At 64.5% G+C, this 15,387-nt stretch carries 17 protein-coding genes; 3 read left to right on the forward strand and 14 right to left on the reverse strand.

Annotation, left to right across the window (positions count from 1 at the left end; all coding sequences use genetic code 11):
- Positions 1-13: 13 nt before the first annotated feature.
- The 5 genes from PSEST_RS02675 to PSEST_RS02695 all read right to left on the reverse strand — a co-directional run bounded on the left by PSEST_RS02675 (position 14) and on the right by PSEST_RS02695 (position 3,774).
- On the reverse strand, positions 14-586 hold the full coding sequence (locus PSEST_RS02675) for a HupE/UreJ family protein (RefSeq protein WP_015275534.1): 573 nt from the start codon (positions 584-586) through the stop codon (positions 14-16).
- Between the two features lie 76 nt (positions 587-662).
- Positions 663-1,277 carry an urease accessory protein UreG gene (gene ureG, locus PSEST_RS02680; RefSeq protein ID WP_015275535.1) on the reverse strand — a complete coding sequence of 205 codons (615 nt, stop codon included), beginning with the start codon at positions 1,275-1,277 and terminating at the stop codon, positions 663-665.
- Positions 1,278-1,935: 658 nt separating this feature from the next.
- Positions 1,936-2,628 (reverse strand): urease accessory protein UreF, encoded by a 693-nt coding sequence (locus tag PSEST_RS02685; protein WP_015275537.1) that lies wholly within the window; start codon positions 2,626-2,628, stop codon positions 1,936-1,938.
- Positions 2,625-3,125: an urease accessory protein UreE gene (gene ureE / locus PSEST_RS02690; protein ID WP_015275538.1), complete on the reverse strand. Its 501-nt coding sequence runs from the start codon at positions 3,123-3,125 to the stop codon at positions 2,625-2,627. The genes PSEST_RS02685 and ureE overlap by 4 nt, the downstream gene beginning before the upstream one ends.
- A 163-nt stretch (positions 3,126-3,288) precedes the next feature.
- A complete protein-coding gene (locus PSEST_RS02695; protein WP_041015919.1) occupies positions 3,289-3,774 on the reverse strand; it encodes a GNAT family N-acetyltransferase in 486 nt (161 codons plus the stop codon).
- Positions 3,775-4,039: 265 nt separating this feature from the next.
- Between PSEST_RS02695 and PSEST_RS02700 the strand changes: the two genes are divergently transcribed.
- Both PSEST_RS02700 and PSEST_RS02705 read left to right on the forward strand, forming a co-directional pair.
- Positions 4,040-4,912, forward strand: a complete 873-nt coding sequence (locus PSEST_RS02700; protein ID WP_015275540.1) for a DMT family transporter — start codon at positions 4,040-4,042, stop codon at positions 4,910-4,912.
- Positions 4,913-5,012: 100 nt separating this feature from the next.
- Positions 5,013-5,876, forward strand: a complete 864-nt coding sequence (locus tag PSEST_RS02705) for an isocitrate lyase/PEP mutase family protein (protein ID WP_015275541.1) — start codon at positions 5,013-5,015, stop codon at positions 5,874-5,876.
- An 82-nt stretch (positions 5,877-5,958) separates the two neighbouring features.
- Here PSEST_RS02705 and PSEST_RS02710 read toward each other — a convergent pair whose 3' ends face one another.
- Positions 5,959-6,678: a TorF family putative porin gene (locus PSEST_RS02710; RefSeq protein ID WP_015275542.1), complete on the reverse strand. Its 720-nt coding sequence runs from the start codon at positions 6,676-6,678 to the stop codon at positions 5,959-5,961.
- Positions 6,679-6,982: 304 nt separating this feature from the next.
- Here PSEST_RS02710 and PSEST_RS02715 point away from each other — a divergent pair, with 304 nt between their 5' ends.
- The gene (locus PSEST_RS02715) at positions 6,983-7,249 is read left to right on the forward strand and encodes a DksA/TraR family C4-type zinc finger protein (RefSeq protein WP_015275543.1); all 267 of its coding nucleotides are present in this window, start codon (positions 6,983-6,985) and stop codon (positions 7,247-7,249) included.
- Here the strand turns inward: PSEST_RS02715 and PSEST_RS02720 are convergent, their stop codons facing one another.
- The 8 genes from PSEST_RS02720 to PSEST_RS02755 all read right to left on the reverse strand — a co-directional run bounded on the left by PSEST_RS02720 (position 7,250) and on the right by PSEST_RS02755 (position 15,351).
- Positions 7,250-8,431: a GAF domain-containing sensor histidine kinase gene (locus PSEST_RS02720; RefSeq protein ID WP_015275544.1), complete on the reverse strand. Its 1,182-nt coding sequence runs from the start codon at positions 8,429-8,431 to the stop codon at positions 7,250-7,252.
- Between the two features lie 69 nt (positions 8,432-8,500).
- Positions 8,501-9,973 carry an NCS1 family nucleobase:cation symporter-1 gene (locus PSEST_RS02725; protein ID WP_015275545.1) on the reverse strand — a complete coding sequence of 491 codons (1,473 nt, stop codon included), beginning with the start codon at positions 9,971-9,973 and terminating at the stop codon, positions 8,501-8,503.
- A 329-nt stretch (positions 9,974-10,302) separates the two neighbouring features.
- The gene (locus PSEST_RS02730) at positions 10,303-11,031 is read right to left on the reverse strand and encodes a curlin associated repeat-containing protein (RefSeq protein ID WP_015275546.1); all 729 of its coding nucleotides are present in this window, start codon (positions 11,029-11,031) and stop codon (positions 10,303-10,305) included.
- Between the two features lie 368 nt (positions 11,032-11,399).
- On the reverse strand, positions 11,400-13,100 hold the full coding sequence (gene ureC / locus PSEST_RS02735; RefSeq protein WP_015275547.1) for an urease subunit alpha: 1,701 nt from the start codon (positions 13,098-13,100) through the stop codon (positions 11,400-11,402).
- A 116-nt stretch (positions 13,101-13,216) separates the two neighbouring features.
- Entirely contained in the window at positions 13,217-13,522 is a 306-nt protein-coding gene (locus PSEST_RS02740; RefSeq protein ID WP_015275548.1) for an urease subunit beta, read from the reverse strand.
- Positions 13,519-14,082 carry a GNAT family N-acetyltransferase gene (locus PSEST_RS02745; protein ID WP_015275549.1) on the reverse strand — a complete coding sequence of 188 codons (564 nt, stop codon included), beginning with the start codon at positions 14,080-14,082 and terminating at the stop codon, positions 13,519-13,521. The genes PSEST_RS02740 and PSEST_RS02745 overlap by 4 nt, the downstream gene beginning before the upstream one ends.
- A 1-nt stretch (position 14,083) precedes the next feature.
- The gene (ureA, locus tag PSEST_RS02750) at positions 14,084-14,386 is read right to left on the reverse strand and encodes an urease subunit gamma (protein WP_015275550.1); all 303 of its coding nucleotides are present in this window, start codon (positions 14,384-14,386) and stop codon (positions 14,084-14,086) included.
- 131 nt (positions 14,387-14,517) lie between these two features.
- Positions 14,518-15,351 carry an urease accessory protein UreD gene (locus PSEST_RS02755; RefSeq protein WP_015275551.1) on the reverse strand — a complete coding sequence of 278 codons (834 nt, stop codon included), beginning with the start codon at positions 15,349-15,351 and terminating at the stop codon, positions 14,518-14,520.
- Between the last annotated feature and the right edge of the window lie 36 nt (positions 15,352-15,387).

The raw sequence follows: 15,387 nt of genomic DNA on the forward strand, positions 1-15,387 counted from the left end.
CATGGCCTGGTTCTCAGCTGGCCAGCAGCCAGGCGCCGGTGAGTGCCGAGGCAGCGCCGGCGATGCGCACCAGTGGCGCGGCGGCCTGCGGCAGGTAACGCACCAGCGCGTAACCGGCGGCATGCAGAGCGGCAGTGGCAACAATGAAGCCGGCGGCATACCCCCACGGGCTGGACAGCTCTGGCAGTTCCAGGCCGTGGGCGACGCCGTGGCTGGCGGCGAACAGGGCGGTCAGCGCTGCGGCGACGACCAGCGGCGGGCGTACCGCCAGTGCCACCAGCAGGCCGAGGGCCAGCACCGAGCCGGCGATGCCGGTTTCCATCAGCGGCATTTCGATTCCGGCGAAGCCGGCCAGGCCGCCGAGCAGCATGGTCGCGACGAAGGTCATCGGCAGCGCCCAGCGCGCCTTGCCAGTCTGCTGAGCCGCCCATAGACCCACCGCGAGCATGGCCAGCAGATGGTCGAGGCCGAAGATCGGGTGGGCGATACCGGACAGCACTCCGGCGTGGTCATGCCCAGGGTGAGCCAGGGCCAGCGCAGGGCTGAGCAGCAGGGCGGAGGTGACCAGGATTTTCTGTACGTTCATGCGAGTTCCTCTGATTGCAAGGCTGAGAGCTGGACCGAGAAGCTGGCACTCGGTCGATTTCCGTTGATGGGCGAGGTCACGCGGCGCTGAGCATTCCCTGTTTCTCGATAAAGGCGATGATCTCGTCGAGGCCGTGGCCGACCTTCTGGTTGCTGAAAACGAACGGCCGCTCGCCGCGCATCTTGCGGGCGTCGCGATCCATCACCTCCAGCGAGGCACCGACCATCGGCGCCAGGTCGATCTTGTTGATCACCAGCAGGTCGGACTTGCAGATGCCCGGACCGCCCTTGCGCGGCAGCTTGTCGCCGGCGGACACGTCGATCACGTAGATGGTCAGGTCCGACAGCTCCGGGCTGAAGGTCGCCGAGAGGTTGTCGCCGCCGGACTCGACGATGATCAGATCCAGGCCGGGAAAGCGCCGGTTGAGCTGCTCGACGGCCTCGAGGTTGATCGAGGCGTCCTCGCGGATCGCCGTATGCGGGCAGCCGCCGGTTTCCACACCGATGATGCGCTCGGGTGCCAGGGCTTGGTTACGCACCAGGAACTGGGCGTCTTCCTGGGTGTAGATGTCGTTGGTCACCACGGCGAGGTTGTAGCGATTGCGCAGGGCCTGGCACAGGGCGAGGGTCAGGGCGGTCTTGCCGGAACCGACCGGCCCGCCAATGCCGACGCGCAGGGGTTGGGTGTTCATGGGTGTTCTCCTCTGGAAGGCGGTGTGACTGCCTTGGGGTTGATGCGAAGGGGGTGCTGCCGGGGTGCGCGGAGGGACGCGAAGTCCGTAGGGTGGGTAACGCGAAGCTTACCCACCGTTTTGAAAAGTAATCCGCCATGGTCCGGCGAGAACTTGGTTGTAGCCTGTGGTGGAAAATGCTGCGCAGTTTTCCACCCTACATTGCGTTGCACTCGCATTCGCTTTTCCATCCACGGCCTGACAGGCAACACCCAATTCCCCTTCAGGAGGGTGAGCGGAATCGTTGCGTAAGGGGATGAGCCGCATGGATGCGGCGAAAGGCTTAAAGGGCCATGGATGGCCCTTGTAAGCCGGCCCCTGGAGCGGCGATGGAGTGAACGAACCCTGCGCGTAGCGCAGGGCCGGATGCAGGGGCGCGCTTTCTTTTGCTTACTTTTCTTTGCGCGTGCAAAGAAAAGTAAGGCGCCGTGAGAGGCGCAACCTGTCGCTCGCGCCGAGGAAAGCGCGGAGCGCCGGCACTCATGCAGAAAGCCAACAGTTTCGCGGCCAAGATTCCTTCGCATTGGTTCAGTGAACACCGTGCGCCACGAGTGACCAGCGGGTTCGTGAGCAGCGCTCGCTCCTACAGGCGCGCACTGCAACGGCGGACTCGATCCGCTCATGACCTAAACAACCGACTGTACTGCCGCTCATGCGCCATGCTGGTCAGCACCAACCCGAGCGGCGCGCTGCCCCAGGCCGCTTCCGGCAGCTCGCTGGCCTCCCGCTGCGCCTGGCTCAGGACCGGCAACAGCCCTGAGGTCAACCGCTGCGCCGCCTGCTGTCCCAGCGGCAGGGTCTTCATCAGCACCGCCAGCTGGTTTTCCAGCCAGCCCCACAACCAGGCGGCGAGAGCATCGGCGGGCGTGATCTGCCAGGCGCGGGCCGCGAGCGCCCAAGCCATGGCCAGGCCCGGTTCTCCGGCAGAGGCAAAGCAGTCGCGTGCCTGTTGATCGAGTTCCGGCAGGCCGTCGAGCAGCTGCGTCAGGGAATAGCCCATCTGCCGGCTTTCCAGCTGAAGTTCGCGGGTTTCGCGGCTGGCGCGGTGCTCGGCGGCGAGCTGCAACAGACGCGGCCAGTCGTCCTGTGCCGCCGCTTCGCAATGCGCGAGCAGCAGCGGCGCCTCGAAGCGCGCGAGGTTGAGCAGCAGTTGATCCTCCAGCCAACGCCGAGCGCTGTCGGAGTCGTTCACCCAGCCGTTTTCCACCGCCATTTCCAGACCCTGGGAATAGCTGTAGCCGCCGATCGGCAGCTGCGGGCTGGCCAGCCGGAGCAGCGCCCAGGCGGAGCCGGGAGCGGCCGTCGCGTTCACGTCCGTACGCCGAACTGGTGCAGGCGCGGTGCGTAGCTGAACTCTGCCTCACCTGCGTGGGAATGGTGATGACCTCCGCCGTAGGCGCCATGCTCCGGCTGGAAGGGGGCTTCGATGTGTTCGACGCTGGCGCCCAGCTGCAACAGCATGTCCTTGAGCACGTAGTCGTCGAGCAGCCGCAGCCAGCCATCGCCAACCTGCAGGGCGACATGGCGGTTGCCCAGGTGATACGCCGCGCGGGTCAGTTCGAAAGCGCTGGTGCAGGTGACGTGCAGCAATTGCTCGGGCCGAGCACGCACGCGCACGACACGGCCATCACCGGCGAGCAGGCATTCGCCATCGTGCAGCGGCGGCTGGCCGCGTTCGAGAAACAGGCCGACATCCTCGCCGCTGGTACTGAAGCAGCGCAGGCGACTCTTGCTGCGCGCGTCGTAGGTCAGTTCGAGTTCGGCCTGCCACTCGGGGCGGGCGTCGATGCGTTGGCGAATCACCAGCATGAGCAGAGTTCCGGTCGGATCGTTTCCGGAACAAGAGCAAGTGGCTTGCCAACCGGCCCCATATATCGCGATCGCGGCGCCTTTCGGGCCTGCGTGCCTGATAATGGGGCTTTGAGCGCACCGTCATAGTGCGCCTGTCGGGGCCGGGTGAGGTGCGTGCGCCTTACTGGTGCAGGTCGCGCACCATGTACACGGCAGGGATCTGGTAGCTGGCCAGGTTGCCGGCCTGCGGCGGGTCGAGTTCGTCGTGGGCTTCGTAGCCCAGACGCGACCAGAAACCGGTGGAATCCTGCACCGACACCAGTGCCGAATAGCGCAGCTGTGCGGCGCCGGCCTGTTGCAGGTTATGCCGCACCAGTGCCGGGCCGATGCCGCGGCCGGCGGCCCGTCCGGCCACGGCCAGGTCATGCAGGTAAAGGCAATCGGCTTCGCCGTCGGTGCAGAACTCCCCGTCCAGCGGCGTCACTTTACCCAGTCGCGAGTGGTAGGCGAACAGATAGGCGCACACCCCCTCGTCATCCTCGGCCACCCACGCCAACTGCGGAAATGTCGCCAGACGTGAGCGGATCACCGCCTCGTCTTCCAGAACCTCGGCGGCATAGGATTCTTCCTGGATCGCCAGGACGGCAGGGATATCGCGCTCCTGCATCGCTCTCAACTGGTACATCACGGCTACACTCGAACGCCGCGAAACGCCGCGCGGCTCGGCAAAAAGCCGGCGATCATACGCGAAATGCCGGCGTTCCGCTTGCCGTCGGGCGGGCGTCCGTGCTCAGTCAGCGCACGCAGCGGAACGGACAGGGCAGTGACGCCACCGTCCTGGTTGGGCTGAATGGTTTCAGCTGATTGGTGCAGCGGTGCGACAAGATGACAGGCATAATGGTTAGCCTGCTAACAAGTGGCTGAGGCCTGCGTTGAACGATCACCATCACCCGCTCTACGGCGTTCTGCTGATATTGCTGTCGGGTCTGTTGCTGGCCAGTCATGACGGGCTGGCCAAGCACCTCTCGGAAATCTACCCGGTGTTCCTGGTCATCTGGGCTCGTTACGTCGCGCAGACGGTGCTGATGACCGCGCTGTTCGTGCCGCGCATGGGCCAGCGCGTGTTTCGCACCCTGCGCCCGTGGCCGCAGCTGCTGCGTGGGCTCAGCCTGGTCAGCGTCAGTCTGCTGTTCATCAACGGCCTGCATTTCATCCCGCTGGCCGAAGCCACCGCGGTGATCTTTCTGACCCCGGTGCTGGTGACCATCGCCTCGGCGTTGCTGGGTGAGCGGGTCAGCCGCAGCCAGTGGCTCGCCGTGGGCTTCGGCCTGCTCGGGGTGCTGATCATCGTGCGTCCCGGTTCGGCGCTGTTCACCCCGGCGGTGCTGTTGCCCTTTGGCGCGGCGCTGTCGTTCACCGTGTATCAGCTGGTGACCCGGCGCCTGGCCGGCACCGACCACCCGGTTACCAGCAACTACCTGACCAGTCTGGTCGGCTGCGTGACCCTGAGCGTGCTGGTGGTCTTCAACTGGCGGACGCCAACCCTGCACGATGCGCTGCTGATGGGCGCGCTCGGCGGCATGGCGATGCTCGGCCACCTGCTGCTGACCAATGCCTTCCGCTTCGCCAGCGCAGCGACGCTGGCGCCGTTCACCTACGGCCAGATCGTTTTTGCCGGGGTGGTCGGCTACGTCGCCTTCGATCACGCGCCGGATGCAGGGGCGCTGATCGGCATGGCGGTGATCATCGCCAGCGGCCTGTGCATGGCTTATGTGCAGCGCCGCCAGGGGCCGGTCGAGGGATAAACGGCGAAAATGTGCCATCCGGCCGACCAGGCAGCTTCTCAACAACACTGAAATGAAAAGACAGGGCGAATCGACCCTTGCGTGCACTCATGGAGCCTATATGCCGCGACTCTCTCATCACGACCTGCGCCGCAACTTTCGCGAGCTGCTGAACGCCGACCGCTGCTTCCACACCGCTTCGGTGTTCGACCCGATGTCCGCGCGCATCGCCGCCGACCTCGGCTTCGAAGTGGGCATCCTCGGTGGCTCGGTAGCCTCGCTGCAGGTCCTCGCCGCGCCGGACTTCAACCTCATTACCTTGAGCGAGTTCGTCGAGCAGGCTACGCGTATCTGCCGCGTCGCCCAGCTGCCGGTACTGGCCGACGCCGACCATGGCTACGGCAACGCGCTCAACGTCATGCGCACCGTTTCCGAACTGGAACGCGCCGGGATTTCCGCACTGACCATCGAGGACACCCTGCTGCCGCCCAAATTCGGTCGCCGCTCCACTGACCTCATCGGCATGTTCGAGGCGGTCGGCAAGATCCGTGCGGCGCTGGAGGCGCGGGTCGACCCGGAAATGGCCATCATCGGCCGTACCAACGCCGGCGTGATCGGCTTCGAGGAAGTCATCGCCCGCGCCCAGGCCTACGAGAAGGCCGGCGCCGATGCCATCTGCCTGGTCGGCATCGAGGATTTCGACCACCTGGAGAGCATCGCCAGTCAGTTGAGCAAGCCGCTGATGCTGGTCACCTACGGCAACCCCAACCTGCGCGACAACGCGCGGCTGGCGTCGCTCGGCGTGCGCATCGTGGTCAATGGCCACGCCGCCTACTTCGCCGCGATCAAGGCCACCTACGATTGCCTGCGCGAGCAGCGCCAGGTCGATGCACTGGACCTGAATGCCTCGCAGCTGTCGGTCAAATACTCCACGGCCGATGAATACGTCGTCTGGGCCGAGGAATACATGCAGGTCAAGGAGTAAGCCCCTGCGCTGGTGCGCTCGCCTGGCTGAAGTCAGCCGCGCGGGCACCGTGCATGGGTCGGCTGTGCTTCGTGGCCCGTGCTCAGAAGAACGAGCGCTCGGCCTTGAACATCATGAAGCCTTCGCAATAGGCGTTCTGCCCCGAGTACACGCCGCACTGCGCGCCGCGCAGGCTCGAGTCGCTGTAGGACAGGTCCATCTGCATGCCGAGCAGCCGGCGGGAAAGGTTCAGCGACCAGTCGTTGAACACCCGCACGCTGCCGCCCGGGTGATACATCGGGCTGTCCATCGAGTGGCTGGCGTACTTCATCCGTACCCCGACATCGAACGGCTGCAGCGCGCCCAGCTCGAGAAATAGCGTGCTGTCGGTGCGCCCCAGCGAGCTGCTCATCGCGCCGCCCAGGCGGCTGCTGCCGAGGTTGATGCCAGCGTAGTACTCCTCGCGGTTTCGCGTCTCGACTTCGGGAAAGCTGTAGCGGATCACGCCCAGCTCATAGCCCATCGAATCGTCGAGCCGTGGTTGGGCATAGCCGACGTAGCTGTTGAGCTCCAGCTGGCTGCCGTCGAACAGACCGACACTGGGCGACCACTGGCCGACATACACGCCGCTGTCGTGGGTCAGATCCAGGCCGCCGCGAAAGGTGCTGGCGGTAGTCGGCTGTACCAGGCCCTGGGCCATGCTGCGCGTGGGCGCCGTGCCGAGCTTGAGATCGAACTGCCCGATTTCGCGCTCGACCACCTCCGGTTGGCTGGCACAACCGCCAAGCACGACGGCCAGTGCTATCAGATATCTGTTGTCCATACACCGCTTCACTGGTGATGTGTGACAGGCCGACCAGTGACGACCGCGGGTGGGAAGGCCAAGCCAGAGCGCTCCAGCGCAGCGGCATATGAGCTTTCCCGATATCGGGCCGAGGATAGTCAATGCAATCTGCCGGCGAGCCCCGCTCGTCGATTTGGCGCCAGTAGATCGACAGGCGGTGCCGTCCACAGGCGAGGCGGGATTCCGGCGCGCTTTGTTCGCATTGTGGGAAACGCTTGCCGCAAATGCCGTTCGAATGAGATATCCGAAGATGCGACGGTTCGGACAGAACGAGGAGGTTGCGATGGCTACCGGTTGGGCAGGGGATGGCGCGGTACAGGACCAGATCGACAGCACCGTCGAGGATGCCGTGCAGCGCGCACGCAGCCGACTCGGCCGTGGCGAGAGTCTGAGCCACTGCGAAGAATGCGGGGAGAAGATCCCCGAAGCCCGGCGTCAGGCAGTTCCTGGCGTGCGGCTATGCATCAAATGCCAGGCTGAGCGGGACAAGGAAGAGGCCACGTCCAGCGGCTACAACCGCCGTGGCAGCAAGGACAGCCAGCTGCGTTGATCAGTCGCGGCGCACTGGCATCGAGAAGGTGAAGGTGGTGCCGGCATCGGCGCTGGAGTTCACCTGCATACGGCCGCCATGGGCCTTTGCCACCTGCTCGACGATAAACAGCCCGAGCCCCAATCCGTTGCGCGAGGTGTCGTCTTCCTGGGAATAGGCATGGAACAGTTGTTCCAGCCGTTCAGCTGGGATTGGGGTGCCGCGGTTGTGTACCGATAGCTGGAAATGCCCGTCGACCACTTCGGCGTTCACGATCACCGGGCCGGTACTGGCGCCATGGTGCAGCGCGTTGGTGATCAGGTTGGCCAGCAGTTGGGCGATCCGGTCCGGGTCGCACTCGAACACCGACAGCTCCGGCAGCTGCTCAAGCAACACCCGGCGTGGATAGGCTGTACGCAGCTCGTTGACCACCTGCGATAGAACAAGATGCAAGTTGGCCGAGGCCGTCCAGTTCAGCGGTATGCCGTTGCCCAGCTGGCCGCGGGCGAAATCCAGCAGATCATCGACCATTCGTGAGGCGCGCTGGCTGGACGTGCGCACATGCTCGGCGAGTCGTTGCGTACCGGGTTCCGTGGAGCGCCGGACCAACAGATCGCTGGCCGCCTGGATCGAGGCCAGTGGGGTGCGCAGATCATGGCCGAGCAGGGCGATGAACTGTTCGCGCTGGTGGCCGGTGATGCGCTCATCGGCTAGCGCCGCACGCGTGGCCTGCTGTTGCTCCTCGGCTTCGATCTGCAGCGTCAGCAGCCGCGCAAAGGACTCGAACATCGCCGGCGTCGCCGGGCTCGACAGGTCGCGTGGCAGCGGGTCGAGCGCACAGAGCGTGCCGAAGAAACTGCCGTCGGCGCGCAGCACCGGCACCGAGATATAGCTTTCGAAGCCGTACATCTGCGGTGTGTGATGGTTGCAGTAGCCGGGGTCGGCGCTGACCTGGCTGATGATGATCGGCTGCTGCGAAGCGTGGATTTCGCTGCACAGCGTGGTGGTCACGTCGAGTTCACCGCCAACCTTCAGACCGAACTCGATGCGGTCGAGCACGGCGCAGGCCGTCCAGGAATCTTCGGTAACCCGAGCGACCGCAGCGAAGCGCAATCCGGTTGTTTCGCTGACCACTTGCAGGATGGCCGGGACGGCGCTGATGCGTTGGACGGTGAGCAGGTCGTCGAGGATGGATCGCGCCATCTGCAGGCCCTGAGCGACGAAAAAAAGGCCGGCCACATTAACATGACCGGCCTCGTCTACAGACGGCGTTCAGCCGGGCGGTGCCGCTTGTACCGGGTTGGCGACCAGCTGCTGATTACGCATCAACCCGTAGTGCAGCACCCCGCCGAACAGTGCACCCAGCAGCCAGGCGAAGCCGGACAGATTTTCCAGCCCAGGCATCCAGACCGAGGCCACGGAGAACACCGCGCTGACGCCGAAGGCGATCATGGCCTTGCGGTTCCAGCCGGCATTGAAGTGATAGATCCCGCTGCGTTCGGCAGAGAACAGCTGCTGCAGATCGAGGCGTTGGCGGCGAACCAGGTAGTAGTCGGCGACGATGATGCCGTACAGCGGCGCCAGCACCGCACCGAGCGTATCGACGAAGGCGGCGATACCCACTTCGCTGATGAAGGCTACCCACAGCGCGCCGATAAAGAAGGCGATGGCCGCAGTGATGAAACCGCCGGTGCGCGCGCTGATTCGGGCCGGCGCCAGGTTGGCGATGTCATAGGCCGGCGGGATGAAGTTGGCGACCAGGTTGATGCCCACCGTGGCGGCGAAGAAGGTGATGGCGGCGACCACCGTCAGGGTGACGTTGTCGATGCGCGCGACGATGTCGGTGGGGTTGGTCAGCGTTTCGCCGAACACCACCACGGTCCCGGCGGTGATCACCAGCGCGATCAGCGAGAAGATCGCCAGGCTCACCGGCAGGCCGAGGAAGTTGCCGATGCGCATCTGCCGTTCGCTCTTCACGAAGCGGGCGAAGTCGCCGTAGTTGATCACCACCGCGGCGAAGTAGGCGACCATGGTGCCGACCACCGCGGCGAACGCGGCGATCGGTCCGCCGGCGTGCTCGCCGCTGCCACTAAAGATATCGCCCAGCGCGCCGAGCAGGCTCGGGCCGGCCTGATACCAGATGGCGATCATCAGCACGATCATCACCAGATAGACCAGCGGGCCGGCCCAGTTGAGAAAGCGCGTCACCCAGTCGACGCCACGGACGAACAGCGCTACCTGGAAAACGCAGACGATCACGTAGGCGGCCCAGTCGATGGCTGTCAGGCCGAGCAGTGTTGCGGCCTGTGGCTCGCTGCCGAGCAGCGTGCGCAGCAACAGCGCCACCGCGGTCGAGGCGAAGTAGGTCTGCACGCCGTACCAGAAAATCGCGACGATGCCGCGCACCACCGCCGGGAAGTTCGCGCCGCGCACGCCCATGCTCGCCCGCGCCATTACCGGGAAGGGGATGCCGTACTTCACGCTGGGCTTGCCGGTGAGCTGCACCAGACCCATGACGATGAAACCGGCCAGCATGATGCCCGCCAGCACTGCCCAGCCATTGAGGCCGTAGCTGATGAACAGGGTGGCGGCGAGGGTGTAGCCGAACAGGCTCTGGATATCGTTGGACCACACATTGAATATCTCTAACCAGCCCCATTTGCGCTCAGCCGGGGCGAGTGGAGCGAGATCGGCGTTATACAGGCTGGGATCGATCTGCTTGATCTGGAAATCGTCATGATTCATGGGAGGGCGCTCTGAGCAAGACTGTTGATTTTTTGTATGCAGTTCTTGTTCCGCGTAAGGCAGAGCTCGCGATTTAATCGGACGTGGCGTAGCGCGTCGCGTCAGCGATCCCAGGATTCTAGGCGCTCTCAGGCAATGTGCTTGGGTTTTTTGTATACAGAAACTGAGGCAGAGTTGGCCGCTGTCGAGGGCGAAGGCTGTCTACGAATGCGCCGCTCCAGAGCCTGATAGCGAGCGCCGCACCAGCAGGGTGCGTTCCGGTAGCGCATTAAAAGCCAGGCCCCGGGTGGGGGCCTGGCTTCTCCGACCGAATCGGCCGGTGGACGCGCTTATTGCTGGGTAATGATCGCGGTATTGTTGCTGCCGGTCTGGCTGATGTTGGCGTAATCAGCGAAGCCAGCCTGGGTAACGTTGGCGAAGTTGTCCATGCCGTTCTGCATGACCACGGCCTGATTCGCTTCACCGAACTGATCGACCAATGCAAGGTTGCCGTCGCCCTGTTGCATCAGGTCCACGGAGTTGGCCAAACCCTCTTGAGCGATGTCGGCGACGTTCATGTTGCCCGCCTGGCTCACGTCGATGATGCCCTCCTGGCCAGTCTGCGAGATCAGCGCTTCGTTGCCTTCGCCGAATTGATCGACGACGGTATCGTTGAAGGCGTTGTCCTGAATCAGCACGACATCGTTGTTCAACCCGTCCTGGGTGATGTCGGCGCTGTTCGCGAGGCCTGCCTGTTCGACGAGCGTGCTGTTGTTGACGTCGTACTGGCTGATGATGACCCGGCCTTCGACGCCGGTCTGGATGACGTCTGCCTGATGCAATGCACCTTGCTGGGTCACCTCGGAAAAGTTGTCCTGGCCGGTTTGCGTGGTGGTGGCAGCGTTCTGCTGCGACGCACCGCTCTGGTAGATGTACGAAGCCTGGCCGACACCTTCCTGATAGACGTCGGCAACCTGGTCAAAACCATTTTGTTCGATAACCGCTTCACTGCTGGCCGCAAAAGCCTGGGTAGCGGATACAGCGAGTACAGCAGCGAAAAGCGCGTTGATTTTGAACATCGATGTTTCTCCGTGGATTCAGTCAGTCGCACAGCCGAATCAGCTGGCGCGGTTACCCGACAAACGCACACCCTCCCGAGAGCGGTACCGGCAATGCCCGCCTTGAGCTTTGGCGCCAGTAGCCGCTTCGCATCCGTGCGTCCTAGAGCGGGGCGTCGCGCTTGGGTACGCAGAAGGTAAATACCTGCCGGGTATTCCCAATCCGTCGAACGGTTGATTCATTCGTGAACCGACGAAGTGCGCCTCGCTAGGTGGCGGTGAGGAGATGGTCGATCGCCCTGTTTGAGGGCGGCCGATCAGGCTGGATGCGCCCGTGAAGGCGATGCCATTTGGCTGAGCTGCCGGCTGGCTGCAGCGCCGCGCAGAGCTCAGAACAGGAAGTATCGCTGCGCCATCGGCAGCACCTCGGCGGGTTCGCACCAGAGCAGCTGGCCGTCGGCGCGGACCTGATAGTTCTGCGGATCGACCTGAATATCCGGCGTGTAGTCGTTGTGGATCAGGTCTTTCTTCTGCACCGAGCGGCAGCCCTTTACCACGCCGATCTTCTTCTTCAGGCCCAGCTGCTCCGGCACGCCGGCTTCGAAGGCGGCCTGGCTGATGAAGGTAAAACTCGATGCATGCAGCGAGCCGCCAAAGCTGGCGAACATCGGCCGGTAGTGCACCGGTTGCGGGGTCGGGATCGAGGCATTGGCGTCGCCCATCAGGCTGGCGGCAATCGCACCGCCTTTGAGGATCAGCGTCGGCTTGACGCCGAAGAACGCCGGGCGCCAGAGCACCAGATCGGCCCATTTGCCGACTTCGATCGAGCCCACCTCGTGGCTGACGCCGTGGGTGATCGCCGGGTTGATGGTGTATTTGGCGATGTAGCGCTTGGCGCGGAAGTTGTCGTTGCCGGCGCCATCACCGGGTAGAGCGCCGCGCTGCTTCTTCATCTTGTCGGCGGTCTGCCAGGTGCGGGTGATCACTTCGCCGACGCGGCCCATGGCCTGGCTATCGGAGCTGATCATCGAGAACGCGCCGAGATCATGCAGGATGTCCTCGGCGGCGATGGTCTCGCGACGGATACGGCTCTCGGCAAAGGCCACGTCCTCGGCGATGCTCGGATCGAGGTGATGGCAGACCATCAGCATGTCCAGGTGCTCGTCGATGGTGTTGCGGGTGAACGGCCGCGTCGGGTTGGTCGAGCTCGGCAGCACGTTGGCGAAGCCGCAGGCCTTGATGATGTCCGGCGCGTGGCCGCCGCCGGCACCCTCGGTGTGGTAGGTGTGGATGGTGCGGCCCTTGAACGCGCCGAGGGTCGTCTCGACGAAGCCCGATTCGTTCAGCGTGTCGGTGTGGATCGCCACCTGCACGTCGTACTGGTCGGCGACCGACAGGCAGTTGTCGATGGCCGCCGGGGTGGTGCCCCAATCCTCGTGCAGCTTGAGGCCGATGGCGCCGGCCCTGACTTGCTCGATCAGCGGTTCGGGCAGCGAGGCGTTGCCCTTGCCGGTGAAGCCGATGTTCATCGGGAAGGCGTCGGCGGCCTTGAGCATCATCGCCATGTGCCAGGGGCCGGGCGTCACCGTGGTGGCGTTGGTGCCGGTAGCAGGGCCGGTGCCGCCGCCGATCATGGTGGTGACGCCGCTCATCAAGGCTTCTTCGATCTGCTGCGGGCAGATGAAATGGATGTGCGAGTCGATGCCGCCGGCAGTGAGGATCATGCCTTCGCCGGCGATCACTTCGGTGCTGGCGCCGATGGCGATGGTCACGTCGGGCTGGATATCCGGGTTGCCGGCCTTGCCGATGGCGGCGATGCGGCCATCCTTCAAACCCACGTCCGCCTTGACGATGCCCCAGTGGTCGAGGATCAGCGCGTTGGTGATCAGGGTATCGACCACCTCGGCGGCGCACAGCTGGCTCTGGCCCATGCCGTCGCGGATGACCTTGCCGCCGCCGAACTTCACCTCTTCACCATAGGTGGTGAAGTCTTTTTCCACTTCGATCCACAGGTCGGTGTCGGCCAGGCGCACCTTGTCGCCAACGGTGGGGCCGAACATGTCGGCGTAGGCTTGGCGGGAAATCTTCATCGAATCTCATCCTTGTCCGTAGGGTGGACAACGCGAAGCTTGTCCACCGGCAATCTGGGTGGTGGAAAAGCCTGTGGCTTTTCCACGGGGTGGCCATCCACCCTACGAATTTGTAATCAGAGCGCGCCCATCACCCGTCCGGCAAAGCCGAACACCCGGCGCTCGCCGGCCAGCTCGACCAGCTCCACCTCGCGGCTCTGTCCCGGTTCGAAGCGCACCGCGGTGCCGGCCGGGATGTTCAGGCGCATGCCGCGGGCGGCGGCACGCTCGAAGGCCAGTGCATCGTTGGTTTCGAAGAAGTGGTAGTGCGAGCCGACCTGAATCGGCCGGTCGCCGCTGTTGGCCACGGTAATCGTCAGGGTGCGGCGGCCGACGTTGAGCTCGATCTCGCCGTCCTGGATCTGGTATTCGCCGGGGATCATGGATTGGACGTCCTGTTGAGGGTCAGTTGCATCATGGTCAGGTCCAGCCAGCGACCGAACTTGCAGCCGACCTGGCGCATCTGGCCGACATGGATGAAGCCGAGCTGCTGGTGCATATGCACCGAGGCGCGGTTCTCGCTTTCGATGAAGGCGACCATCACGTGCTTCTCGAGCACCCGGGCGCGCTCGATCAGCGCTTTCATCAGGCTGCGGCCGATGCCGCTGCCACGATGGTCGGGGCTGACGTAAACGGAGTTCTCCACGGTATGGCGAAAGCCGTCATGCGGGCGCCACGGGCCGAACGAGGCATAGCCGGCCACGCGGCCCTGCTCGTCGATGGCCACCAGCACCGGGTAATGCTGCGCGTGACGCTCGGCCAGCCAGGCGCGGCGGTTGTCGAGGTCGACCGTGTGGTCGTTCCAGATCGCCGTGCTGTTCAGCACCGCGTCGTTGTAGATATGCAGGATGCCTTCGAGATCGGCGTCCAGGGCGTCACGTATTTGCACGTTGAGTTCCTTCAAAGCGGGTCTGGGGTCTTCGCAGTAGACATTGACCGACATTTCAGGCGATTGGTTGATGCACGGTGACCAGCTTGGTGCCGTCCGGAAAGGTCGCCTCGACCTGAATTTCCGGGATCATCTCCGGCACGCCTTCCATCACCTGTTCGCGGCTCAGCAACGTGGTGCCGTAATGCATCAGATCGGCGACCGTCTGGCCGTCGCGCGCGCCTTCGAGCAGTGCGGCGGAGATATAGGCCACGGCCTCCGGGTAGTTGAGCCTCACCCCGCGCGCCAGGCGGCGCTCGGCCACCAGGCCGGCGGTGAAGATCAGCAGCTTGTCCTTCTCTCGTGGTGACAGATCCATAACAGCTCCAGTCGTAGGGTGGATGTCGCTTTTCACATCCACCGGCTCGTGGCGGCAAACCACGCAGCGTTATTCAGGGCAGCGTGCACGCAGGCGCGCCAGAGTGGGCAAAGGCCTTGCCCACTGATCATTCAGGTACTCCAGATTCGTGGCGGTACGGCCTCGCGGCCCAGCAGTTCAGGGCGCAACAGTCGCCATAGGTCGATCAGCCAGGCGCGCGCATGCAGCGCTTCGTCGGCCAGGCAGCGCGCTACCACCAGGCCGGGCAGCTGGGTCAGGTCACCGCGTACGCGGCTGGGCAAGTCACGGCAGCGTTCCATCAGGTCGGCATAGATCTCGCCGCTGACGATCAGGGTGGCAAACACCGAACGGCCGTCGAGGCCGATCGGCGAGTCCAGCAGGCCGTCGCCGCCGGCGATGCGCTGGCGCTCGTGCCAGAGCAATTGACCATCGCGGCGAATATCCAGGCGCGCCTGAAAATGCCCGGCGTCGAAGCGCTCGCCCGCAGCCGGTCGCCCCAATGCAACCATGTCCCAGTAGAACAGCCGCGCGTCGCCTTCCAGCTCGATGACCGTGCTCAGCTCGGCCTGTGCCGCGGAATAGACGATGGTCTCCTGCGGTAGCCATTCCAGCGTGGCGCCGGCTTCGACGCGCAAGCGCAAGTCCTGATACGCCGGGCCCGCCGCGCGATACCACTTGGCCGCCCCGGGGCTGGTCAGCTGCGCCCAGGCACCGGCGCCAACCGAGGCGCAGATATCCAGCCGATCACCGCCGGCGATGCCACCCGGCGGGTGCACGATGATGTGCTGGCAAACCTCCGGCCCCTCGGGATACAGATGCTTCTGCACCCGTAGCGGCCCGCTGTGGCGGCGCAGCACCGGCCGCGTGGCGCCGGCGCACAGTGCATAACCGAGTTCCAGCTCGGCATGCCAGTGCGGGGTGAAGAGTTGCGTCAGAACGGTCATGCGCAGCTGCCAGTCGTAGTTGACTGGGCAGACAGC

This window comes from Stutzerimonas stutzeri RCH2, from assembly GCF_000327065.1.
Classification (GTDB): domain Bacteria; phylum Pseudomonadota; class Gammaproteobacteria; order Pseudomonadales; family Pseudomonadaceae; genus Stutzerimonas; species Stutzerimonas stutzeri_AE.